10 protein-coding genes are annotated in these 20,241 nt (G+C 66.6%); all 10 read right to left on the minus strand.

Annotated features, from left to right (window positions below; all coding sequences use genetic code 11):
- Positions 1-85: 85 nt before the first annotated feature.
- Entirely contained in the window at positions 86-4,564 is a 4,479-nt protein-coding gene (locus tag ABT254_RS01980; RefSeq protein WP_351462484.1) for a hypothetical protein, read from the minus strand.
- A gap of 127 nt (positions 4,565-4,691) precedes the next feature.
- Complete coding sequence (locus ABT254_RS01985; RefSeq protein WP_351462485.1) at positions 4,692-5,165, minus strand: hypothetical protein; 474 nt, start codon at positions 5,163-5,165, stop codon at positions 4,692-4,694.
- Between the two features lie 444 nt (positions 5,166-5,609).
- Complete coding sequence (locus ABT254_RS01990) at positions 5,610-6,752, minus strand: acyltransferase family protein (protein WP_351462486.1); 1,143 nt, start codon at positions 6,750-6,752, stop codon at positions 5,610-5,612.
- Between the two features lie 266 nt (positions 6,753-7,018).
- On the minus strand, positions 7,019-8,212 hold the full coding sequence (gene tuf, locus ABT254_RS01995; RefSeq protein WP_351462487.1) for an elongation factor Tu: 1,194 nt from the start codon (positions 8,210-8,212) through the stop codon (positions 7,019-7,021).
- A gap of 172 nt (positions 8,213-8,384) precedes the next feature.
- The gene (fusA, locus tag ABT254_RS02000) at positions 8,385-10,511 is read right to left on the minus strand and encodes an elongation factor G (protein WP_351462488.1); all 2,127 of its coding nucleotides are present in this window, start codon (positions 10,509-10,511) and stop codon (positions 8,385-8,387) included.
- A 39-nt stretch (positions 10,512-10,550) separates the two neighbouring features.
- Entirely contained in the window at positions 10,551-11,021 is a 471-nt protein-coding gene (rpsG, locus tag ABT254_RS02005) for a 30S ribosomal protein S7 (protein ID WP_003998848.1), read from the minus strand.
- 2 nt (positions 11,022-11,023) lie between these two features.
- A complete protein-coding gene (rpsL, locus tag ABT254_RS02010) occupies positions 11,024-11,395 on the minus strand; it encodes a 30S ribosomal protein S12 (RefSeq protein WP_003948652.1) in 372 nt (123 codons plus the stop codon).
- A gap of 341 nt (positions 11,396-11,736) precedes the next feature.
- The gene (locus ABT254_RS02015) at positions 11,737-12,198 is read right to left on the minus strand and encodes a DUF1707 and DUF4190 domain-containing protein (protein ID WP_351462850.1); all 462 of its coding nucleotides are present in this window, start codon (positions 12,196-12,198) and stop codon (positions 11,737-11,739) included.
- Between the two features lie 344 nt (positions 12,199-12,542).
- On the minus strand, positions 12,543-16,442 hold the full coding sequence (locus ABT254_RS02020) for a DNA-directed RNA polymerase subunit beta' (protein WP_351462489.1): 3,900 nt from the start codon (positions 16,440-16,442) through the stop codon (positions 12,543-12,545).
- 99 nt (positions 16,443-16,541) lie between these two features.
- A complete protein-coding gene (gene rpoB, locus ABT254_RS02025) occupies positions 16,542-20,027 on the minus strand; it encodes a DNA-directed RNA polymerase subunit beta (protein WP_351462490.1) in 3,486 nt (1,161 codons plus the stop codon).
- Positions 20,028-20,241: the final 214 nt, after the last annotated feature.

Consider the following 20,241-nt stretch of genomic DNA (forward strand, 5'->3'; position numbering starts at 1 on the left):
CTAGGCATTGCCCGGACCGAATGCAGGGGGCCGGACCTGTGGCCCGACCCCCTGTCATTCAGTGATCCGTGATCACGATCCGTGTCTACTCCGTCACATTGGTCGTGAAGCGGTTGTCCGGATCGTCACAGTGGATAACGCTCGACGGCCGGTTTCCGGGACCGTCACCCACGAGCGGAACAGGTGCGTCCACGTTCCACGGGTTGCCGCCGCTTCCCCTTCCGGAGGCATCGCAGTCGTCGAACCCGTTGCCGTCGGGAGCGGTCGGGGGGAAGTTGGAGAAGTTCTTCCAGTCCCCCACGTGCACTCGGCCGCTGGCCGGACGGCCGAGGTCGTCCGTCATCTTTCCGTCGATGTAGACGTAGAGATCGGGCATGTAGCTCTGCCACACGAGGCCGTTGCTCGGATCCGCGTCCTTGTTCGTCTTCAGGTGCGTCGGCTTCACGGAGCCGTCCGCGCAGAACGCGGCGGCGATGTCGTGCCAGATCGGCGGCGCGTTGCCGATCATGCTGCCCCACATGTTGTTGTTCCACTCGCCGGAGTTCTTGAAGAACATCGAGTAGATGTCCCCCGCCACCCGGCGCACCGAGAAGTTGGTGTCAGGGCTGGCGTTGACCTTGTCGAGCCAGGCCTTGACGTTGTTGTTGATGGACTTCTGGCCGATCATGGCGCGATAGCCGTGGACACCTCCGCCGACTGCGCGGATGTCCACGCAGGTCTTGTCCGAGTTCACACGCGCGTTCCTGAGGTGCGGGATGTAGGCCTGTCCCGGCGTGTCCCCGTCCACGAGCGGATCGGCGGTGTAGGTGCGCCCGTACTCCAGGGCGTCGGGGGTCGTGTAGGTCAGGTCGGGGGCCGGGATGTGGTAGTCCGCCGAGATGCCCTTGATCAGCTGGGTGACGAAGACGGGCAGGTGGGCGTTGCCGACCCGGTTGTCGTAGCTCGCGCTCTGGCTGCCCGGGATGACGTGTCCCGTGCTGTCCTTCACGAACGTCACGTCGACAACGCTCTTGATCTTGTAGCTGTTCGGGTCCTGGAACGCCTGGTCGGGAGAGGCCGACATGCTCGGCCGGGAGTTCGACATGCCCATCCACATCGGGATGGACATCGACGGCACCGATCCGTCGGAGTTCGGCGTGTATCCGCCCGCCTTGATGTTCTTGTACCACTGCTCGCCGGCGTCATAGGTCTTGGGACCCGTGCACTCGTCCTTGTTCGTCTCGGTCGTGCAGCGCGGCCACGACGTCAGACCGTTGTCCGACACCTCGTTGCTGGGGGTGCCGTCCCACAGCGGGCCGCCGTCCGTCCCGTGGGAGAGCTCGACCCCCCAGTCGTAGAGCGCCTTCATCGACCGGATGGGCGTGTTGAGGTCGGTGACCGGCCAGTTGGAGTTGAGCTCCTGGTTGGGGTCGAAGACCGAGGCCGCCGTCAGGGTGCGGTGGACGAACGTGCCCTGCACCGGCTGGAAGGCGACGGCGCCGTAGGCGACGTCCTTGTCCGCGCTCCCGGTGGGCGAGTAGTTGGACAGGGACACGCTCGGGGTGCTGTTGAACTTGAAGGCACCCAGCGAGACCCACTTGTTGTTGTTGCCGTTCTGGTCGATGTACCGGTCGTAGGGACCGCCGACAGCACCGGTGACCTCGTAGTGGGCGCGCTTCTCCTGCGCTCCGGTGTCGGGGACGTGCACCCAGACCTGGGCGAGATCGAAGCTGCCGTTCGGGGACCAGGTACCGCGGATCGTCATCGGGCCCGAGGTGGTGCCCCCCAGATGGTCGGTGTCGCGGGTGTGGGTGTACCAGAAGTGACCGCCGTAGCCGCCGCCTATCTGGTGCAGGTCGGCCTTGGCCTCGTAGTGCCCCTGGGTGTCCGCGTAGAACGTGAAGCGGAAGGTGCCGTCGGACTTGACCGCGCCGCAGTCGCTCCAGGTCGGAGTGCCGTTGGGTACGGAGGCGACGACCGTGGCGCCCGACGGGGCCCCGCTGCACACCGGGGTGCCGTTCTTCAGCCGGTAGCCGCGGCCCGGCTCGTTCACGAGCGACTGGTACTTGATGCTCTCGTGGCCGCAGTTGGTGGCGCAGTCGTCCTTCCACTTCGCGTTCGACTGGTTCCACCAGTACTTCTTGTAGCAGGCGGCGTCTGGGCAGTCCGGCGGGCTGCCCGGGTCGCAGTTGTTGTGGCCGTTGCAGAAGGTGCTCTTGGGCGGGGAGACCATGGAACGCTGCACGTCACTGACCCACCAGGCGGGGCGGAAGCCCGCCGAGGAGAACCCGGACTCGCCCTGCCAGTCCTGGCGCCCTGAGGTGGCGTAGGAGAATCCCGTGTCCGTGGACCAGGCTGCCCAGCCCATCACCTTCTCCTCGTACGGCCAGTCCTGCGGGTGTGCCGCGTCGTGGTTGGCGTTGGGGTCGACGGTGGTGTCCATGAACGGGTTGTCGTTCTTGTACACGGGGTTGGCCGGGTTGTTGTACCAGCCCAGACCCCACGCACCGCCCGAAGCGGTCGGAGGGTTGAAACCGAGGTTGTAGTTCCAGACGGCGGTGAACCAGTTCTCCACCCTCGACGGGTCGTCGTCGTTGACGGTGATCGTCTGCCCGGCCTTGTGCACCTCGTTCCACTTGTCCGCGAGGATCTTCATCGACGCGGCGATATTGCTCGCGTAGTCGACAGCGACGATCTTCTGCTTCCCCGGGGAGAGAGACGTCTCGTGGTCCTTCTCGTGCCCCGCCATGCGCATGCCGTCGGTGACCTGGCCCACGCCGTAACCGCAGTCGGACTTGTCCCAGTGGATGTTCCAGAAGTCGGCGACCGTGCCGCCGGTCTTGTGGCCGTAGTAGCCGTCCACCGCGGCGAGCGGGCTGCCCATCTGGCCCGGGATCGCGCCGGACTCGGCCTGCCACAGGTTCGATTCCTGGGACAGGATGCCGAGCAGGACGTTGACCGGGATCTGGGCGCCGGCCTTGGCGTTCAGCGTCGGCCTGGGGAAGAGTCCCTGCGGGTCGACGGTGCCGAGACCGGCCTGGTCCCGGTAGCCGCCCTGCCGGATCCACGAGGAAGTGAGGTTGCCGCGCACGGCCATGTCGGCGGCCCACTCGACCTGGTTGGGGGTCGGCTGGAGCGCCTGTACGTTGACGTCGTTGCGGGAGACCGAGCACCAACGGTCCGGGTCGGTCGGGTCGTGCGCCGGGTCCGAGGCCGTGGCGGTGGCGAGGGCGGTGCGTTCCATCTGGGTGTCCAGCCCGCCCGGCGAGGTCTCCGTGACCGGCTTGGTGCCGCTGCCCAGGGCGGGCGAGGACTCCCCGGTACCCGCCGCCGTCTGCGGCGCCACCTGCTGGGTCACCTCGGCGCCCGTGGTGGTGGCGGTGGAGGTGATGGTGGCCGGTGCCGTCTTCGCCAAGGTCTGCGGCGACACGGCGGACTCGGTCGCCTTGCCCTGCTTGGCCTTCCGGGCCTTGGTGAAGCCGCGGCCGGCGTTCTCGATGCGCTCCAGACCGGCCCGTACGCCGGGCATCAGCACGGGGTCGACGGCGAGTCGGCCCTGCGTGGAGACATCGGTGTCGGCGGGCGCGTCGAGCCGGGTGATGCCCGTGCCCTTCGTGTGCACGGAACCGGTCGTCTTCCCGGTCAGAAACGCCTTGCCGGGAGCGCCGGGCGCGAGGTCGATGGCGCCGGGAGCGCCGGAGGCGACCGTGGCCGGCTTGCCGTGACCGCGCCAGATCTTCGCCGTGTGCTTCTTGTTGCCGCGCTCGACGAACGCGATCGCCTCGCCACGGGCGTCGAGGGGCCGGATGTCGAAGGCGACGGCGTCGGCGGACGTCACCTTGCCGGTCTTTCCGGACGTGCTCGTGCCGGTGTCGCCGAGGCGCACCAGATCGTGGCCGATCGCGCCGACGGCACCGCCGGTGACCGGCGCGGCCGAGGTGACCTCGCCGCGCACCGACGCCTGGGTCAGCTGCTTGCCCCCCGTGTTCACGGTGACCACACGGGTCTTCACCGCGGCCGGGTCGTTCATGTCCCGGTACGCGGTGAAGGCGGCCGTATGAGCGGAGGTGTTGCAGGTCGGGTCGAAGTACGCCAGCGAGGCGGTGAAGCCGAGCTTGGTGACCGAGCCCGTGCCGGTGTCGACGATCGCCGTGAACGCCCCGCCCTGGAACAGGTCGGGCTTGTTGGTGAACGTGCGCGGCGCGTAGACGACGGCGACGTGGTTCCGGTCCATCAGGCACTGGTTGCCGATCCACGAATCCGCCGGCATCCCGGGCTCGGCGAGGATCGCGGCGGTCTTCCACCCGTACGCGTCCTTGGAGTCCGCCACGAGGATGTGCAGGCCGTCGGCGTCAGCGGCGGCGGTGACCGCCCGGTCGGACGAGGACTTCCATCCGGTGCCGAGCTTGTGGCCCGGGTCCTTGATCCGGCCGGTTCCTGACGGACCGGGGGTCGCGGAGGCCGGGTCGGCTTGCGTGGTGGGGCCGGACGCGGATGTCGAGCGGGTTGCGGTGTCCGGCGCGCCGAACGCCGGAACGGCGCTCAGCAGGCCACCGCTCAACGCGGTGCACGCCGCTATGACCACGAGAGGTCTGTGAAGTTTTCGCCTGGGTCTCAAGGCTGAAGTTCCCCGATTTGTATGAGAGTTCGGATCCGCCGCGCCGAGCGAAGGGTGGTCGGCCCCTCAGGCGCGGTCGGACGATGTGGACCGGTCAGGCGCACTCGGACGAGCTGTTGTCGACGGAGAAGACGTAGCCGCCCGTCCAGTTGAAGAGGTTGGCGGTGCCCGCCTCGTTCTTCATCAGCGCGGAGATGCCGACGCAGCGGCCGCCGGACGCGAGGGTGCTGCTGTGCACCGGGCCCGCGTACTCCGAGAAGTTGCCGTGGTCGCGCTCGCCGGCCGCCTTGTTGTCCCCCGGCCAGATCCGCAGGTCCATGTAGTTGGCGCCGCCGGTGGTGTTGTTGTCGAGGATCGCGCAGGCGCTGTTGCCCTTCATGTAGAAGAACAGCGTCGCGGAGCGGTTCGTGGCGCTCGGCAGCGCCTTGGCGTCGACGAACTCGTACCCGGTGCCACAGACCGTCGCGGAAGCGGCGGCGGCCGGGGTGCTCGGCACGGCGACCCCCATCGCGGCAACGGCCGAGGCGGCGACGGCGAGGCGAGTCAGGTTCCTACCGAATGCAGACATAATTCCCCCTGGGATTGGTCGAGTTGTGAGGCATCACCGACCGCGGGACGAGGACTGGCCCCCCCGGCTCAAAAGCCCGTTCGATCGAAGACGTCGGGACTGTACCCACTCGAACTCTTCACAGGCAATGCATAAAATTTGCGCATCGGGAAGGCGCAACGCCTATAAGTAGCGGCCGCATTGGAGCCGCCATCGCCTTTCACTCGGTACTTCACCGTACGCCCGGTTTGGGCGGCTACTCTGCGCTCCTTTTGCAGATGCGGTGACATACACCACAACGTGCAACGATTCAATTCCGGCCCCGAGCACGGAGATGCCTCGCCCTCGCGGGTCAACCACAGGCGGAGCAAGTTCAGTTGGCGAGCAGTCAAATCTCAGCGTCGTCGTCGGTCAGTACGCGCCGGCCGCGGCGGCGGCACGGGTGCGGCACGGCCTCACGGAGCGCTACGCGGAGCGCAACCGCGCAAACGACGTGTCCAGCCCCCGCTTCAACAAGCGGGCCGCAGGCCGCTCCACGAGGCGGTGGACGAGCCAGCTCAGCACGAGGAATCCGGCGATCACGCCGGCAACCAGCACCCGGGGGTCCATGACGTCCCGAAGCAGCCCGATCACCGTCGTACCGGCCACGTAGTGGATCAAATACAGCGGATATGTCAGGCTCCCCGCCGTGACCAGCCACTTCCACCGCACGCGATCCGTCGCACCCAGCGCGATCGCAACCATCACCAGCAGGAACACGGTGTAGATCACCACGCTCCCCCGCCACCCGGAGACATGCTCGGTGTCGTCGATCCTCAGCCCCAGCTGCCGCTGCCCCATCAGCCACGCCATCCCGAGGATCCCCCACAGCAGCAGGTCCTGGCCGAAGCGGTGCATGAGGTAGAGGGCGAGGCCGGCGATGAAGAACCAGGCGCCCTCCGGGTTGGCGGCCAGCGTCAGGAGGTGGAACTCGGAGACCGGGGCGAGCATGGCGGCCGCGCCCCACACACAGCAGAAGATCACGACCTTGCGGTATGTCAGCCCGGTGGCGACGACGACCAGGAAGAGCAGGTAGAACCGCAGTTCCGACCAGAGCGTCCAGTACACGCCGTCGACGCTCGCCACACCCGAGCCCGACTGCAGCATCGTGAAGTTGAGCAGGATGTCGCGCAGCTTCAGCCGGTCCCAGACCGCCGGCCCCGGCGCCACCACCAGCACGGCCGTGGTGAAGACGATCCCGAACCAGTACGCCGGGTACAGGCGGATCACCCGGGAGACGAAGAACTCCCGCGGGGTGCGCCCCCAGCAGGACATGCAGATCACGAAGCCGCTGATCACGAAGAAGATCTCGACGCCGATCCAGCCGTAGGCGGCGAAGTGGAAGACCGTCGGCATGGTGTCGGAGACCGGCCGGCCCCAGACGGCGTTGCCCGGCTGGTCGACGCGCCAGCTGCCGACGTAGTGGTGCACGGCCACCATCAGGGCGGCGACGAGACGGATGCCGTCGATGGCGTACAGGCGAGGGCGCTCGCGGCCGCGCGGGGCCGCCTGACGGCGTACCCGCACCGTGCGCAGCTGCTGCGTCGGCCGGTCAACCATCGTGGACATCAACGACCATCCCTGTGTCTTGCCTGTTCCGAACCCTCACGCTAGGGGTTCACAACCGCCCCACAGCGAGCAGACGGGAACATTCGGGGCACCGGGAACGGGGAGTTGGCGCAAGCCTCCACGAGCCGTCTCGCAAGGTTCGCCGAGACTTCACCGTGCGACCGTCCCCCACCCGGCGACCGGGCAAGCGAAAGGGCCCGTACGACCGAAGTCGTACGGGCCCCTTCAGGAGCTCGCGCTGGAGCTACCAGGTCAGATCAGCAAGCTCACTTGTTGATCTTGGTGACCTGGCCGGCGCCGACCGTCCGGCCACCCTCACGGATGGCGAACTTCAGGCCCTCTTCCATGGCGACGGGCTGGATGAGCTCCACCTTCATCTCGGTGTTGTCACCCGGCATGACCATCTCGGTGCCCTCGGGGAGGGTCACGACGCCGGTCACGTCCGTCGTACGGAAGTAGAACTGCGGACGGTAGTTGTTGAAGAACGGCGTGTGGCGGCCACCCTCGTCCTTGGAGAGGATGTAGGCCTGCGCCTCGAACTCGGTGTGCGGGGTGACCGAGCCCGGCTTGATGATGACCTGGCCGCGCTCGACGTCCTCGCGCTTGATGCCGCGGAGCAGCAGACCGACGTTCTCACCGGCCTGGCCCTCGTCGAGCAGCTTGCGGAACATCTCGATGCCGGTGACCGTGGTGGTGGTCTTCTCCGGCTTGATGCCGATGATGTCCACGGTCTCGTTGACCTTCAGGACACCACGCTCGATACGGCCGGTGACGACCGTACCGCGACCGGTGATCGTGAAGACGTCCTCGATCGGCATCAGGAACGGCTTGTCGACGTCGCGCTCCGGCTCCGGGATCGCGGTGTCGACGGCGGCCATCAGGTCCAGGACCGACTGGCCCCACTCCTTGTCGCCCTCGAGCGCCTTGAGCGCGGAAACCTTGACGACCGGAACGTCGTCGCCCGGGAACTCGTACTCGGAGAGCAGCTCACGAACCTCGAGCTCGACGAGCTCCAGGATCTCCTCGTCGTCCACCATGTCGGCCTTGTTCAGGGCGACGACGATGTACGGAACGCCGACCTGGCGGGCCAGGAGCACGTGCTCCTTGGTCTGCGGCATCGGGCCGTCGGTGGCGGCGACCACGAGGATGGCGCCGTCCATCTGGGCAGCACCGGTGATCATGTTCTTGATGTAGTCCGCGTGACCGGGGCAGTCGACGTGGGCGTAGTGACGGGTCTCCGTCTGGTACTCGACGTGCGCGATGGAGATGGTGATACCGCGCTGGCGCTCCTCGGGAGCCTTGTCGATCTGGTCGAACGCCGAGGCCTCGTTCAGGTCCGGGAACGCGTCGTGCAGCACCTTGGTAATGGCGGCCGTGAGGGTCGTCTTACCGTGGTCGATGTGACCGATGGTGCCGATGTTGACGTGCGGCTTAGTCCGCTCGAACTTCGCCTTCGCCACTGGGGTCCTCCTGTGGAGTGGTTCTGTACGCCTTGGTTCAATCGGCGCCAGGTGATCTTTGCTGTCAAATCCCGGGCCCCGGGTCATTCCGCCACGAATGTGGAGGAACGACCCGTGAGGCTCCAGGGTCAAGCCTAAGGCGTGTGAACGCGGTGCGTTAAACGCAGGTGCGTTACTCGCCCTTGGCCTTCGCGATGATCTCCTCGGCGACGTTCCGCGGAACCTCGGCGTAGGAGTCGAACTGCATGGAGTAGCTCGCACGGCCGGACGTCTTGCTGCGCAGGTCGCCGACGTAGCCGAACATCTCCGAGAGGGGCACGAGGCCCTTCACGACGCGGGCACCGGCCCGCTCCTCCATGGCCTGGATCTGGCCACGGCGGGAGTTGATGTCGCCGATGACCTCACCCATGTAGTCCTCGGGCGTGGTGACCTCGACGGCCATCATCGGCTCGAGCAGCACGGGGGACGCCTTGCGCGCGGCCTCCTTGAAGGCCTGCGAACCGGCGATCTTGAAGGCCAGCTCGGAGGAGTCGACCTCGTGGTAGCCACCGTCGATGAGCGTGACGCGGACGCCCGTCATCTCGTAGCCCGCGAGGATGCCGAACTGCATGGCCTCCTGCGCACCGGCGTCCACCGAAGGGATGTACTCCTTCGGGATGCGGCCACCGGTCACCTTGTTCACGAACTCGTACGAGGCGTCGCCGCCCTCGATGGGCTCGATCGCGATCTGCACCTTGGCGAACTGACCGGTACCACCGGTCTGCTTCTTGTGGGTGTAGTCCACGCGCTCGACGGCCTTGCGGATCGTCTCGCGGTAGGCGACCTGCGGCTTGCCGACGTTGGCCTCGACCTTGAACTCACGGCGCATACGGTCGACCAGCACCTCGAGGTGCAACTCGCCCATACCACCGATGATGGTCTGGCCGGTCTCCTCGTCCGAGTGGACCTGGAAGGACGGGTCCTCCTCGGCCAGGCGCTGGATCGCGACGCCCAGCTTCTCCTGGTCGCCCTTCGACTTGGGCTCGATGGCGACCTGGATGACCGGCGCCGGGAAGTCCATGGACTCCAGGATCACCGGCTGCTTGTCGTCGCACAGCGTCTCACCGGTCGTGGTCTGCTTCAGACCCATGACGGCGATGATGTCGCCGGCGCCCACCGCGTCGATCTCCTCACGCTTGTTCGCGTGCATGCGGTAGATCTTGCCGATGCGCTCCTTCTTGCCCTTGACGGAGTTCAGCACCGAGGTGCCGGACTCCAGGCGGCCCGAGTAGACCCGGACGAAGGTGAGCTTGCCGAGGTGCGGGTCGCTCATGATCTTGAACGCCAGCGCAGAGAGGGGCTCGTCGTCGGACGGCTTGCGCTTGACGACCTCCTCCGGGTCGCTCACGGCGTGGCCCTCGATGGCCTCGACGTCGAGCGGGGAGGGGAGGTAGCGCACGACCGCGTCGAGCAGGGGCTGGACGCCCTTGTTCTTGAACGCGGTGCCGCAGAACACCGGGGTGACCGTGGTGTCCTTGGACTTGCCGGACGCGATGGTGATGCGACGGATCGCGGCGTACAGCTGCTCCACGGAGGGCTCGGTGCCCTCCAGGTACAGCTCCATGATCTCTTCGTCGTTCTCGGCCACGGCCTCGAGCAGCTTGCCGCGGTACTCCTCGGCAGCCTCGGCGTGGGTGTCCGGGATGTCGACGACGTCGTACATCTCGCCCTTGGTGGCCTCGGCGGACCAGACCAGGGCCTTCATCGTCACGAGGTCGACGACGCCCTTGAAGTCGGCCTCGGCACCGATCGGCAGCTGCATCACGATCGGCTGAGCGCCCAGGCGGTCAGAGATCATGTCGACGCAGCGGTGGAACTCGGCACCGGTACGGTCCAGCTTGTTGACGAAGCAGATGCGGGGGACGCCGTAGCGGTCCGCCTGACGCCACACCGTCTCGGACTGGGGCTCAACGCCGGCGACGCCGTCGAACACCGTCACGGCACCGTCGAGCACGCGCAGGGAACGCTCCACCTCGACGGTGAAGTCGACGTGGCCCGGCGTGTCGATGATGTTGATGGTGTGGTCGACGTCTTCCAGCGGCCAGTGACAGGTGGTGGCAGCAGAGGTGATCGTGATGCCACGCTCCTGCTCCTGCTCCATCCAGTCCATGGTGGCAGCGCCGTCGTGGACCTCACCGATCTTGTACGAAACGCCGGTGTAGAACAGGATCCGCTCGGTGGTGGTCGTCTTGCCCGCGTCGATGTGGGCCATGATCCCAATGTTGCGGACCTTGGCCAGGTCAAGTGAAGTGGTAGCCATAAGGCTTCAGTCTTCTCTCGGTCTCGATGTGGGTAGCGACTACCAGCGGTAGTGCGCGAAGGCCTTGTTGGACTCGGCCATCTTGTGCGTGTCCTCGCGCTTCTTGACGGCCGCACCGAGGCCGTTCGAAGCGTCGAGAAGCTCGTTGAGCAGACGCTCGGTCATGGTCTTCTCGCGACGGGCGCGGGAGTAACCGACCAGCCAGCGCAGCGCCAGGGTGTTGGCGCGGCCGGGCTTGACCTCGACCGGCACCTGGTAGGTGGCGCCACCGACACGGCGGGACTTGACCTCGAGGGTCGGCTTGATGTTCTCCAGAGCGCGCTTCAGCGTGATGACCGGGTCGTTGCCGGTCTTCTCGCGCAGGCCCTCCATGGCGCCGTAGACGATGCGCTCGGCGGTGGAGCGCTTGCCGTTCAGCAGCACCTTGTTGATGAGCGACGTGACCAGAGGAGAACCGTAGACCGGGTCGATGATGACCGGGCGCTTCGGGGCGGGGCCCTTACGAGGCATTCTTACTTCTCCTTCTTGGCGCCGTAGCGGGAACGGGCCTGCTTGCGGTTCTTGACACCCTGGGTGTCGAGGGAGCCACGGATGATCTTGTAGCGAACACCCGGCAGGTCCTTCACACGGCCGCCGCGCACGAGCACGATGGAGTGCTCCTGCAGGTTGTGTCCCTCACCCGGAATGTAGGCCGTGACCTCGATGCCGCTGGTCAGACGCACACGCGCGACCTTACGCAGGGCCGAGTTCGGCTTCTTCGGGGTGGTGGTGAACACACGCGTGCAGACGCCACGACGCTGAGGGGAACCCTCGAGTGCGGGCGTCTTGTTCTTCTCGACCTTGTCCTGCCGGCCCTTGCGGACCAGCTGCTGGATCGTAGGCACTACTTCTCCGGTTTCTGTGTGCCGATGGGTACAGCTAACCTGGAACGTCGCCGACCCACGCGGTCGGGTGTGTCGAATCCGGCGGACTCCCGCCGCGAGGCGAAAAGAGCACAGATTACGGTGGCCAGTAACGGCTCGCTATGCGGTTGATGGCACGCACAAGAGCCAGGGCACACCCCAGGCACAAGGTCTGAGCGTACCTACCTCATACGCTGCGGTCAAAACAAATGGGCCGCGCCCGCATCGCCATGCGAAGCATGTCAAGACCCTACGCCGTACATGATCTTCGAATTCACGTTCCAGACACCTTGAGAAGCTACGTCACCGCAGCTCACCGCGTGTCATGTGGAGGCCAGTGCCGCCGCGACGAGGATCGTGATGATCAATGCCCATCCGGCCACCGACAGCCACCCCAGGACCAGCCCGGTCATGGCGAGGCCCTCGCCTCGCTCGCCGGTGCGCTGCATTTCGCTGCGGGCGGAGTGACCGAGGACGACCGCGGGGATCCCGGTGAGTCCGCCGGTGAAGAACGTGAGGATCCCGCAGACCATGGAGCCGACCGCCTTGCCGTTCGTCGGCGGCGGGACCGGCAGAAAGGTCGCGGGCACGTGCGGGACGGCCTGGTTGACGGGCACAGGGCCCTGCGGCAGATCGGCGACCAGCAGGGCCAGCTCCCCCACCGTACGGGCCGCGTACGCCCGCTCCACCCGCCGGTCGAACTCGCCCTTCTCCAGCCGCCCCTCCCCGTACCCCGCCCGCAGCACGTCCACCGCACGCTCACGGTCGGCGTGGGAGGCGAGCATGGACGGCGCGGTCTGCCCCGTCCAGGTCTGCCCCGGCCCCTGGACCGGTGGCAGGCCCCCCTGCCACGCCTGCGGCGCGCCACGCTGCCCCTGCTGCCAGGGCCGCAGGGGTACGTCCTGCCCCGACTGAGGGACATCCTGCGCCCGCTGCGAGTCCCCCTGTCCGGACTGCCAGGGCTGCCACGACGGATTGGACACGAGTTACCTCCCCGAACCCCCGAGTCCCTCCATGATGCGCCGAAAGAGGATTTCCGGCACAGACCACCGCCCAATGGTCCTCGCAACGCCGAAGGGCGGCCACCCCCCGACGGGGGGGCGACCGCCCTTCAACTCAAGCTGCTCGCTTACTGGTTGTACGGACCGTAGTCGTAGTCCTCCAGCGGGACGGCCTGGCCGGAGCCGGTGCCGAACGGCGAGTAGTCGATGTCGTCGTAGCCGACGGCCGAGTACATCGCGGCCTTGGCCTCCTCGGTCGGCTCGACCCGGATGTTGCGGTAGCGGGACAGGCCCGTACCGGCCGGGATGAGCTTACCGATGATGACGTTCTCCTTGAGGCCGATCAGGGAGTCGGACTTGGCGTTGATCGCCGCGTCCGTGAGGACCCTGGTCGTCTCCTGGAAGGACGCCGCCGACAGCCACGACTCGGTCGCCAGCGAGGCCTTGGTGATACCCATCAGCTGCGGACGGCCGGAGGCCGGGTGGCCGCCTTCCTGGACCACACGACGGTTCTCGACCTCGAACTTCGAGCGCTCGACCAGCTCGCCGGGCAGCAGCTCGGCATCGCCGGACTCGATGATCGTCACACGGCGCAGCATCTGCCGGATGATGATCTCGATGTGCTTGTCGTGGATCGACACACCCTGCGAGTTGTAGACCTTCTGGACCTCGCCGACCAGGTGGACCTGGACGGCACGCTGGCCCAGGATGCGCAGCACGTCGTGCGGGTTGGTGGCACCCACGGTGAGCTTCTGGCCCACCTCGACGTGCTCGCCCTCGCTGACCAGGAGCCGGGCACGCTTCGAGATCGGGTACGCCGTCTCGTCGCTGCCGTCGTCCGGGGTGACGACGATCTTCTTGGTCTTCTCGGTCTCCTCGATCCGCACGCGGCCGGAGGCCTCGGAGATCGGGGCGACACCCTTCGGGGTACGGGCCTCGAAGAGCTCGACGACACGCGGCAGACCCTGGGTGATGTCGTCACCGGCCACACCACCGGTGTGGAAGGTACGCATCGTCAGCTGGGTGCCGGGCTCACCGATGGACTGGGCGGCGATGATGCCGACCGCCTCACCGATGTCGACCAGCTTGCCGGTGGCCAGCGAGCGGCCGTAGCACATGGCGCAGGTGCCGACCTGGGACTCGCAGGTCAGGATCGAGCGGGTCTTGACCTCCTCGACACCGTGGTGCACCAGCTGGTCGATGAGCACGTCGCCCAGGTCCACGTTGGCCGGCGCGATCACCTTGCCGTCGATGACGACGTCCTCGGCGAGCATGCGGGCGTAGACGCTGGTCTCGACGTCGTCCGCCTTGCGCAGCACACCGTCGGCGCCGCGGTTGGCGATCCGCAGCTTCAGACCGCGCTCGGTGCCGCAGTCCTCCTCGCGGATGATGACGTCCTGCGAGACGTCCACCAGACGACGGGTCAGGTAACCCGAGTCGGCGGTACGCAGAGCGGTGTCCGCCAGACCCTTACGGGCACCGTGCGTGGAGATGAAGTACTCCAGCACGGACAGACCCTCACGGAACGACGCCTTGATCGGACGCGGGATCGTCTCGTTCTTCGCGTTCGACACCAGACCACGCATACCGGCGATCTGACGCATCTGCATCATGTTGCCTCGTGCACCCGAGTTCACCATCATGAAGATCGGGTTGGTCTTCGGGAAGTTGTCGTTCATCGCCTCGGCGACCTCGTTGGTCGCCTTGGTCCAGATCGCGATGAGCTCCTGCGTGCGCTCGTCCTTGGTGATCAGACCGCGCTCGTACTGCTTCTGGACCTTCTCGTCCTGCGCCTCGTAGCCCTTGACGATCTCCTTCTTCGCCTCGGGAACGACGACGTCGGAGATGGCCACGGTGACACCGGAACGGGTCGCCCAGTAGAAGCCGGCCGCCTTCAGGTTGTCGAGCGTCGCCGCCACGATGACCTTGGGGTAGCGCTCGGCGAGGTCGTTGACGATCTCGGAGAGCTGCTTCTTGCCGACCTCGTAGTCGACGAACGGGTAGTCCTCGGGCAGCAGCTCGTTGAAGAGCGCGCGACCCAGGGTCGTCCGCAGGCGGAAGGTGTCACCCTGCTGCCACTCCGGCTCGCCCTCCTCCTGCGCCGGCGGGGTCCAGCCGCGCGGCGGGATGGTGCCCACCGGGAAGCGGATGTCCACGCGCGACTGCAGCGAGAGCTCGCCGGCGTCGAACGCCATGATCGCCTCGGCGACGGACGCGAAGGAGCGCTCCTCGCCCTTGACGTTGCGCATCTCGCCGTCGGTGGTGAGGAAGAACAGACCGAGGACCATGTCCTGGGTCGGCATCGTCACCGGACGGCCGTCGGCGGGCTTGAGGATGTTGTTCGAGGACAGCATCAGGATGCGGGCCTCGGCCTGCGCCTCCGCGGACAGCGGCAGGTGCACGGCCATCTGGTCACCGTCGAAGTCCGCGTTGAACGCGGTGCAGACGAGCGGGTGGATCTGGATGGCCTTGCCCTCGACCAGCTGCGGCTCGAAGGCCTGGATGCCGAGGCGGTGCAGGGTGGGAGCACGGTTCAGCAGCACCGGGTGCTCGGCGATGACCTCTTCGAGGACGTCGTACACGACCGTGCGGCCGCGCTCCACCATGCGCTTGGCGCTCTTGATGTTCTGCGCGTGGTTCAGGTCGACCAGGCGCTTCATCACGAACGGCTTGAAGAGCTCCAGCGCCATCGCCTTCGGCAGACCGCACTGGTGCAGCTTCAGCTGCGGACCGACGACGATCACGGAACGCGCCGAGTAGTCGACACGCTTGCCGAGCAGGTTCTGACGGAATCGACCCTGCTTACCCTTCAGCATGTCGCTGAGGGACTTCAGCGGGCGGTTACCGGGACCGGTGACCGGACGGCCACGACGGCCGTTGTCGAACAGCGCGTCCACGGCCTCCTGGAGCATGCGCTTCTCGTTGTTCACGATGATCTCGGGCGCACCGAGGTCGAGAAGGCGCTTCAGTCGGTTGTTGCGGTTGATCACACGGCGGTACAGGTCGTTCAGGTCGGAGGTCGCGAAGCGGCCACCGTCCAGCTGCACCATCGGGCGGAGGTCCGGCGGGATGACCGGGACGCAGTCCAGGACCATGCCCTTGGGGCTGTTGGAGGTCTGCAGGAAGGCAGACACGACCTTCAGCCGCTTCAGCGCACGGGTCTTCTTCTGGCCCTTGCCGGTGCGGATGATCTCGCGGAGGCGCTCGGCCTCCTCCTCCAGGTCGAAGGACTCCAGGCGCTTCTGCAGCGCCGCGGCACCCATCGAGCCGTCGAAGTACGTGCCGAAGCGGTCACGCAGCTCGCGGTAGAGGAGCTCGTCGCCCTCGAGGTCCTGGACCTTGAGGTTCTTGAAGCGGGTCCACACCTCGTCGAGACGGTCGATCTCGCGCTGCGCACGGTCGCGCAGCTGCTTCATCTCACGCTCGGCACCCTCGCGCACCTTGCGGCGCACGTCGGCCTTGGCGCCCTCGGCCTCGAGCTCGGCCAGGTCGGACTCGAGCTTCTTGGCGCGGGCCTCCAGGTCGGCGTCCCGGCGGTTCTCGATCTGCTGACGCTCGACCGAGACGTGCGCCTCCAGGGAGGGCAGGTCGCGGGTACGGCGCTCCTCGTCGACGTACGTGATCATGTACGCCGCGAAGTAGATGACCTTCTCGAGGTCCTTGGGCGCCAGGTCCAGCAGGTAGCCGAGGCGCGAAGGGACACCCTTGAAGTACCAGATGTGCGTGACGGGGGCGGCCAGTTCGATGTGGCCCATCCGCTCACGGCGCACCTTGGCGCGAGTCACCTCGACGCCGCAGCGCTCACAGATGATGCCCTTGAACCGGACACGCTTGTACTTGCCGCAGTAGCACTCCCAGTCCCGGGTCGGACCGAAGATCTTCTCGCAGAAGAGTCCGTCCTTTTCGGGCTTGAGGGTGCGGTAGTTGATGGTCTCGGGCTTCTTGACCTCGCCGTGGCTCCACTGACGGATGTCGTCAGCGGTGGCCAGGCCGATCCGGAGCTCGTCGAAGAAGTTGACGTCGAGCACTATGCGTCAATCCCTCTCAGGGTTGTAAGTCTTTGGTCTGATACGGGGGTCCAGGGGCCGGCCGGAGGGTCCTCACCAGGTCCTCCGGCCGGACTCCCGTCAGACCTCTTCGACGCTGCTCGGCTCGCGCCGGGACAGGTCGATGCCGAGCTCCTCCGCAGCGCGGAAGACGTCCTCGTCGGTGTCGCGCATCTCGATGGACATACCGTCGCTGGACAGCACCTCCACGTTCAGGCAGAGAGACTGCATCTCCTTGATGAGCACCTTGAAGGACTCGGGGATGCCGGGCTCGGGGATGTTCTCGCCCTTGACGATGGCCTCGTAGACCTTCACGCGACCGGTGACGTCGTCGGACTTGATGGTCAGCAGCTCCTGGAGGGCGTAGGCGGCGCCGTAAGCCTCCAGCGCCCACACCTCCATCTCGCCGAACCGCTGGCCACCGAACTGGGCCTTACCACCCAGCGGCTGCTGGGTGATCATCGAGTACGGACCGGTCGAACGCGCGTGCAGCTTGTCGTCGACCAGGTGGTGCAGCTTCAGGATGTACATGTAGCCGACCGAGATCGGCTCCGGGAACGGCTCACCGCTACGGCCGTCGAACAGCCGCGCCTTTCCGGACGGGAGCACCATGCGCTCGCCGTCACGGTTCGGGATGGTGTGCTGCAGCAGACCCGCGAGCTCGTCCTCGCGCGCACCGTCGAAGACGGGGGTCGCGACGTTCGTGCCCGGGTCGACCTGGTCGGCGCCGATGGCCTGCAGGCGCTGCGCCCACTCGTCGGCGAGACCGGAGACGTCCCAGCCACGGCTGGCGAGCCAGCCGAGGTGGATCTCGAGGACCTGTCCCGGGTTCATTCGGGACGGCACACCCAGCGGGTTGAGGATGATGTCGACCGGAGTTCCGTCCTCGAGGAACGGCATGTCCTCGATGGGCAGGATCTTCGAGATGACACCCTTGTTGCCGTGCCGGCCGGCGAGCTTGTCACCGTCGGTGATCTTGCGCTTCTGCGCCACGTACACGCGCACCAGCTGGTTCACACCGGGGGGAAGCTCGTCGCCCTCCTCGCGGTCGAAGACGCGGACGCCGATGACCTTGCCGGTCTCGCCGTGCGGCACCTTCAGCGAGGTGTCACGGACCTCACGGGCCTTCTCACCGAAGATCGCGCGCAGCAGGCGCTCCTCGGGGGTCAGCTCGGTCTCACCCTTCGGGGTCACCTTGCCGACGAGGATGTCACCGGCGATGACCTCGGCACCGATACGGATGATGCCGCGCTCGTCGAGGTCGGCGAGGACCTCCTCGGAGACGTTCGGGATGTCCCGGGTGATCTCCTCGGGGCCCAGCTTGGTGTCACGGGCGTCGACCTCGTGCTCCTCGATGTGGATCGAGGAGAGGACGTCGTCCTGCACGAGGCGCTGCGACAGGATGATCGCGTCCTCGTAGTTGTGACCCTCCCACGGCATGAACGCAACGAGCAGGTTCTTGCCCAGCGCCATCTCGCCGTTCTGGGTGGCCGGACCGTCGGCCAGGACCTGGCCCTCGATGATCCGGTCGCCCTCGTTGACGATGACCTTCTGGTTGACCGAGGTGCCCTGGTTGGAGCGGGCGAACTTGGCCAGGCGGTACGTGATGTACGTGCCGTCGTCGTTGGCGGTGGTGATGTAGTCCGCGGAGACCTCCTGGACCACACCCGCCTTCTCGGCCTTGACCACGTCGCCGGCGTCGACGGCGGAGCGGTACTCCATGCCGGTGCCGACGAGCGGGGACTCGCTCTTGATCAGGGGCACGGCCTGACGCATCATGTTCGCGCCCATGAGGGCACGGTTGGCGTCGTCGTGCTCGAGGAACGGGATCATGGCGGTCGCGACCGACACCATCTGGCGCGGCGAGACGTCCATGTAGTCCACGTCGTCACCGGCGACGTAGTCGACCTCACCGCCACGGCGGCGGACCAGCACCCGGTTCTCGGCGAACCGCAGGTCGTCCGAGAGCGTGGCGTTGGCCTGCGCGATGACGAAGCGGTCCTCCTCGTCGGCCGTCAGGTAGTCGACCTCGTCGGTGACCTGACCGTCGACGACCTTGCGGTACGGCGTCTCGACGAAGCCGAACGCGTTGACACGGCCGTAGGAGGCGAGCGAGCCGATCAGACCGATGTTCGGGCCTTCAGGGGTCTCGATCGGGCACATGCGGCCGTAGTGGGACGGGTGCACGTCACGGACCTCGAAGCCGGCCCGCTCACGGGAGAGACCACCCGGGCCAAGAGCCGACAGACGGCGCTTGTGGGTGAGACCCGACAGCGGGTTGTTCTGGTCCATGAACTGCGACAGCTGGCTGGTGCCGAAGAACTCCTTGATGGAGGCGACGACCGGCCGGATGTTGATCAGGGTCTGCGGCGTGATCGCCTCGACGTCCTGAGTCGTCATCCGCTCGCGGACGACACGCTCCATACGCGCCAGACCCGTACGGACCTGGTTCTGGATGAGCTCGCCGACGCTGCGCAGACGACGGTTGCCGAAGTGGTCGATGTCGTCGGTCTCGACGACGATCGACTGGCCGCTGTCACCAACGGTCTCGGTCTCGCCCGCGTGCAGCTTCACCAGGTACTTGATCGTCGAGATGATGTCCTCGACGGTCAGGATGCCCGCGTCGAGCGGAGCGTCCGCACCCAGCTTCTTGTTGACCTTGTAGCGGCCGACCTTGGCGAGGTCGTAGCGCTTCGGGTTGAAGTAGAGGTTCTCGAGCAGCGTCTGCGCGGCCTCACGCGTCGGGGGCTCGCCCGGGCGCAGCTTGCGGTAGATGTCGAGCAGCGCGTCGTCCTGGCCCTGGGTGTGGTCCTTCTCCAGGGTGGCGCGCATGGACTCGTACTCGCCGAACTCCTCCAGGATCTGCTCGGTCGTCCAACCGAGAGCCTTGAGCAGAACGGTCACGGACTGCTTGCGCTTGCGGTCGATGCGCACACCGACCATGTCGCGCTTGTCGATCTCCATCTCCAGCCAGGCACCCCGGGACGGGATGATCTTGGCGGAGAAGATGTCCTTGTCGGACGTCTTGTCGATGCTGGAGTCGAAGTAGACACCGGGCGAACGGACCAGCTGCGACACCACGACACGCTCGGTGCCGTTGATGACGAACGTGCCCTTGTTCGTCATGAGCGGGAAGTCGCCCATGAAGACCGTCTGGGACTTGATCTCGCCGGTCTCGTTGTTGGTGAACTCAGCCGTCACGAAGAGCGGGGCGGCGTACGTGAAGTCGCGCTCCTTGCACTCGTCGATGCTGTTCTTCGGCGGTTCGAAACGGTGGTCGCGGAACGTCAGCGACATCGACCCGGAGAAGTCCTCGATCGGGGAGATCTCCTCGAAGATCTCCTCCAGACCGGACTTGGTGGGGACGTCCTGACCGGACTCCAGAGCCTCCTCGACCCGACTCTGCCAGGCGGTGTTCCCGAGCAGCCAGTCAAAGCTCTCGGTCTGCAGCGCGAGCAGGTTGGGAACCTCGAGGGGCTCCTTGATCTTTGCAAAGGAGATGCGCAGCGGGGCGGTGCTGGCACCGTTGTTCGTATTCGCGGTCGAGGCAGTGCGCGAGGCGGCCAAGAGGGGGTCCTTCCGAGGGCTCGGACTCACTACGCGCGTACCGGTCCCTCTCCCGCACACAGAGACAGGACTCCCCGATTTGGCCGAAAGGCCAGGTCAGGGACGTTCCGATCGTCGGTGCTCAAGCGAGGGCATGCCCCTGGTGACGGGCAGGGGACAGCTAACAGGCAGCGCAAAGGGTCAGTGTAGCCACTCGGCACACTGATGTCCAGCC

Origin of the sequence: Streptomyces sp. NPDC001137 (genome assembly GCF_040298885.1) — a bacterium.
Lineage (GTDB): Bacteria > Actinomycetota > Actinomycetes > Streptomycetales > Streptomycetaceae > Streptomyces.

What these genes read in the sequence shown, in the direction of transcription:
- ABT254_RS02015 (WP_351462850.1), bottom strand. Translation starts at nt 12,198, where the DNA reads ATGCTCGCCTCCCACGCCGACCGTGAGCGTGCGGTGGACGTGCTGCGG.
- rpsG (WP_003998848.1), bottom strand. Translation starts at nt 11,021, where the DNA reads ATGCCTCGTAAGGGCCCCGCCCCGAAGCGCCCGGTCATCATCGACCCG.
- ABT254_RS01990 (WP_351462486.1), bottom strand. Translation starts at nt 6,752, where the DNA reads ATGTCCACGATGGTTGACCGGCCGACGCAGCAGCTGCGCACGGTGCGG.
- fusA (WP_351462488.1), bottom strand. Translation starts at nt 10,511, where the DNA reads ATGGCTACCACTTCACTTGACCTGGCCAAGGTCCGCAACATTGGGATC.
- ABT254_RS01985 (WP_351462485.1), bottom strand. Translation starts at nt 5,165, where the DNA reads ATGTCTGCATTCGGTAGGAACCTGACTCGCCTCGCCGTCGCCGCCTCG.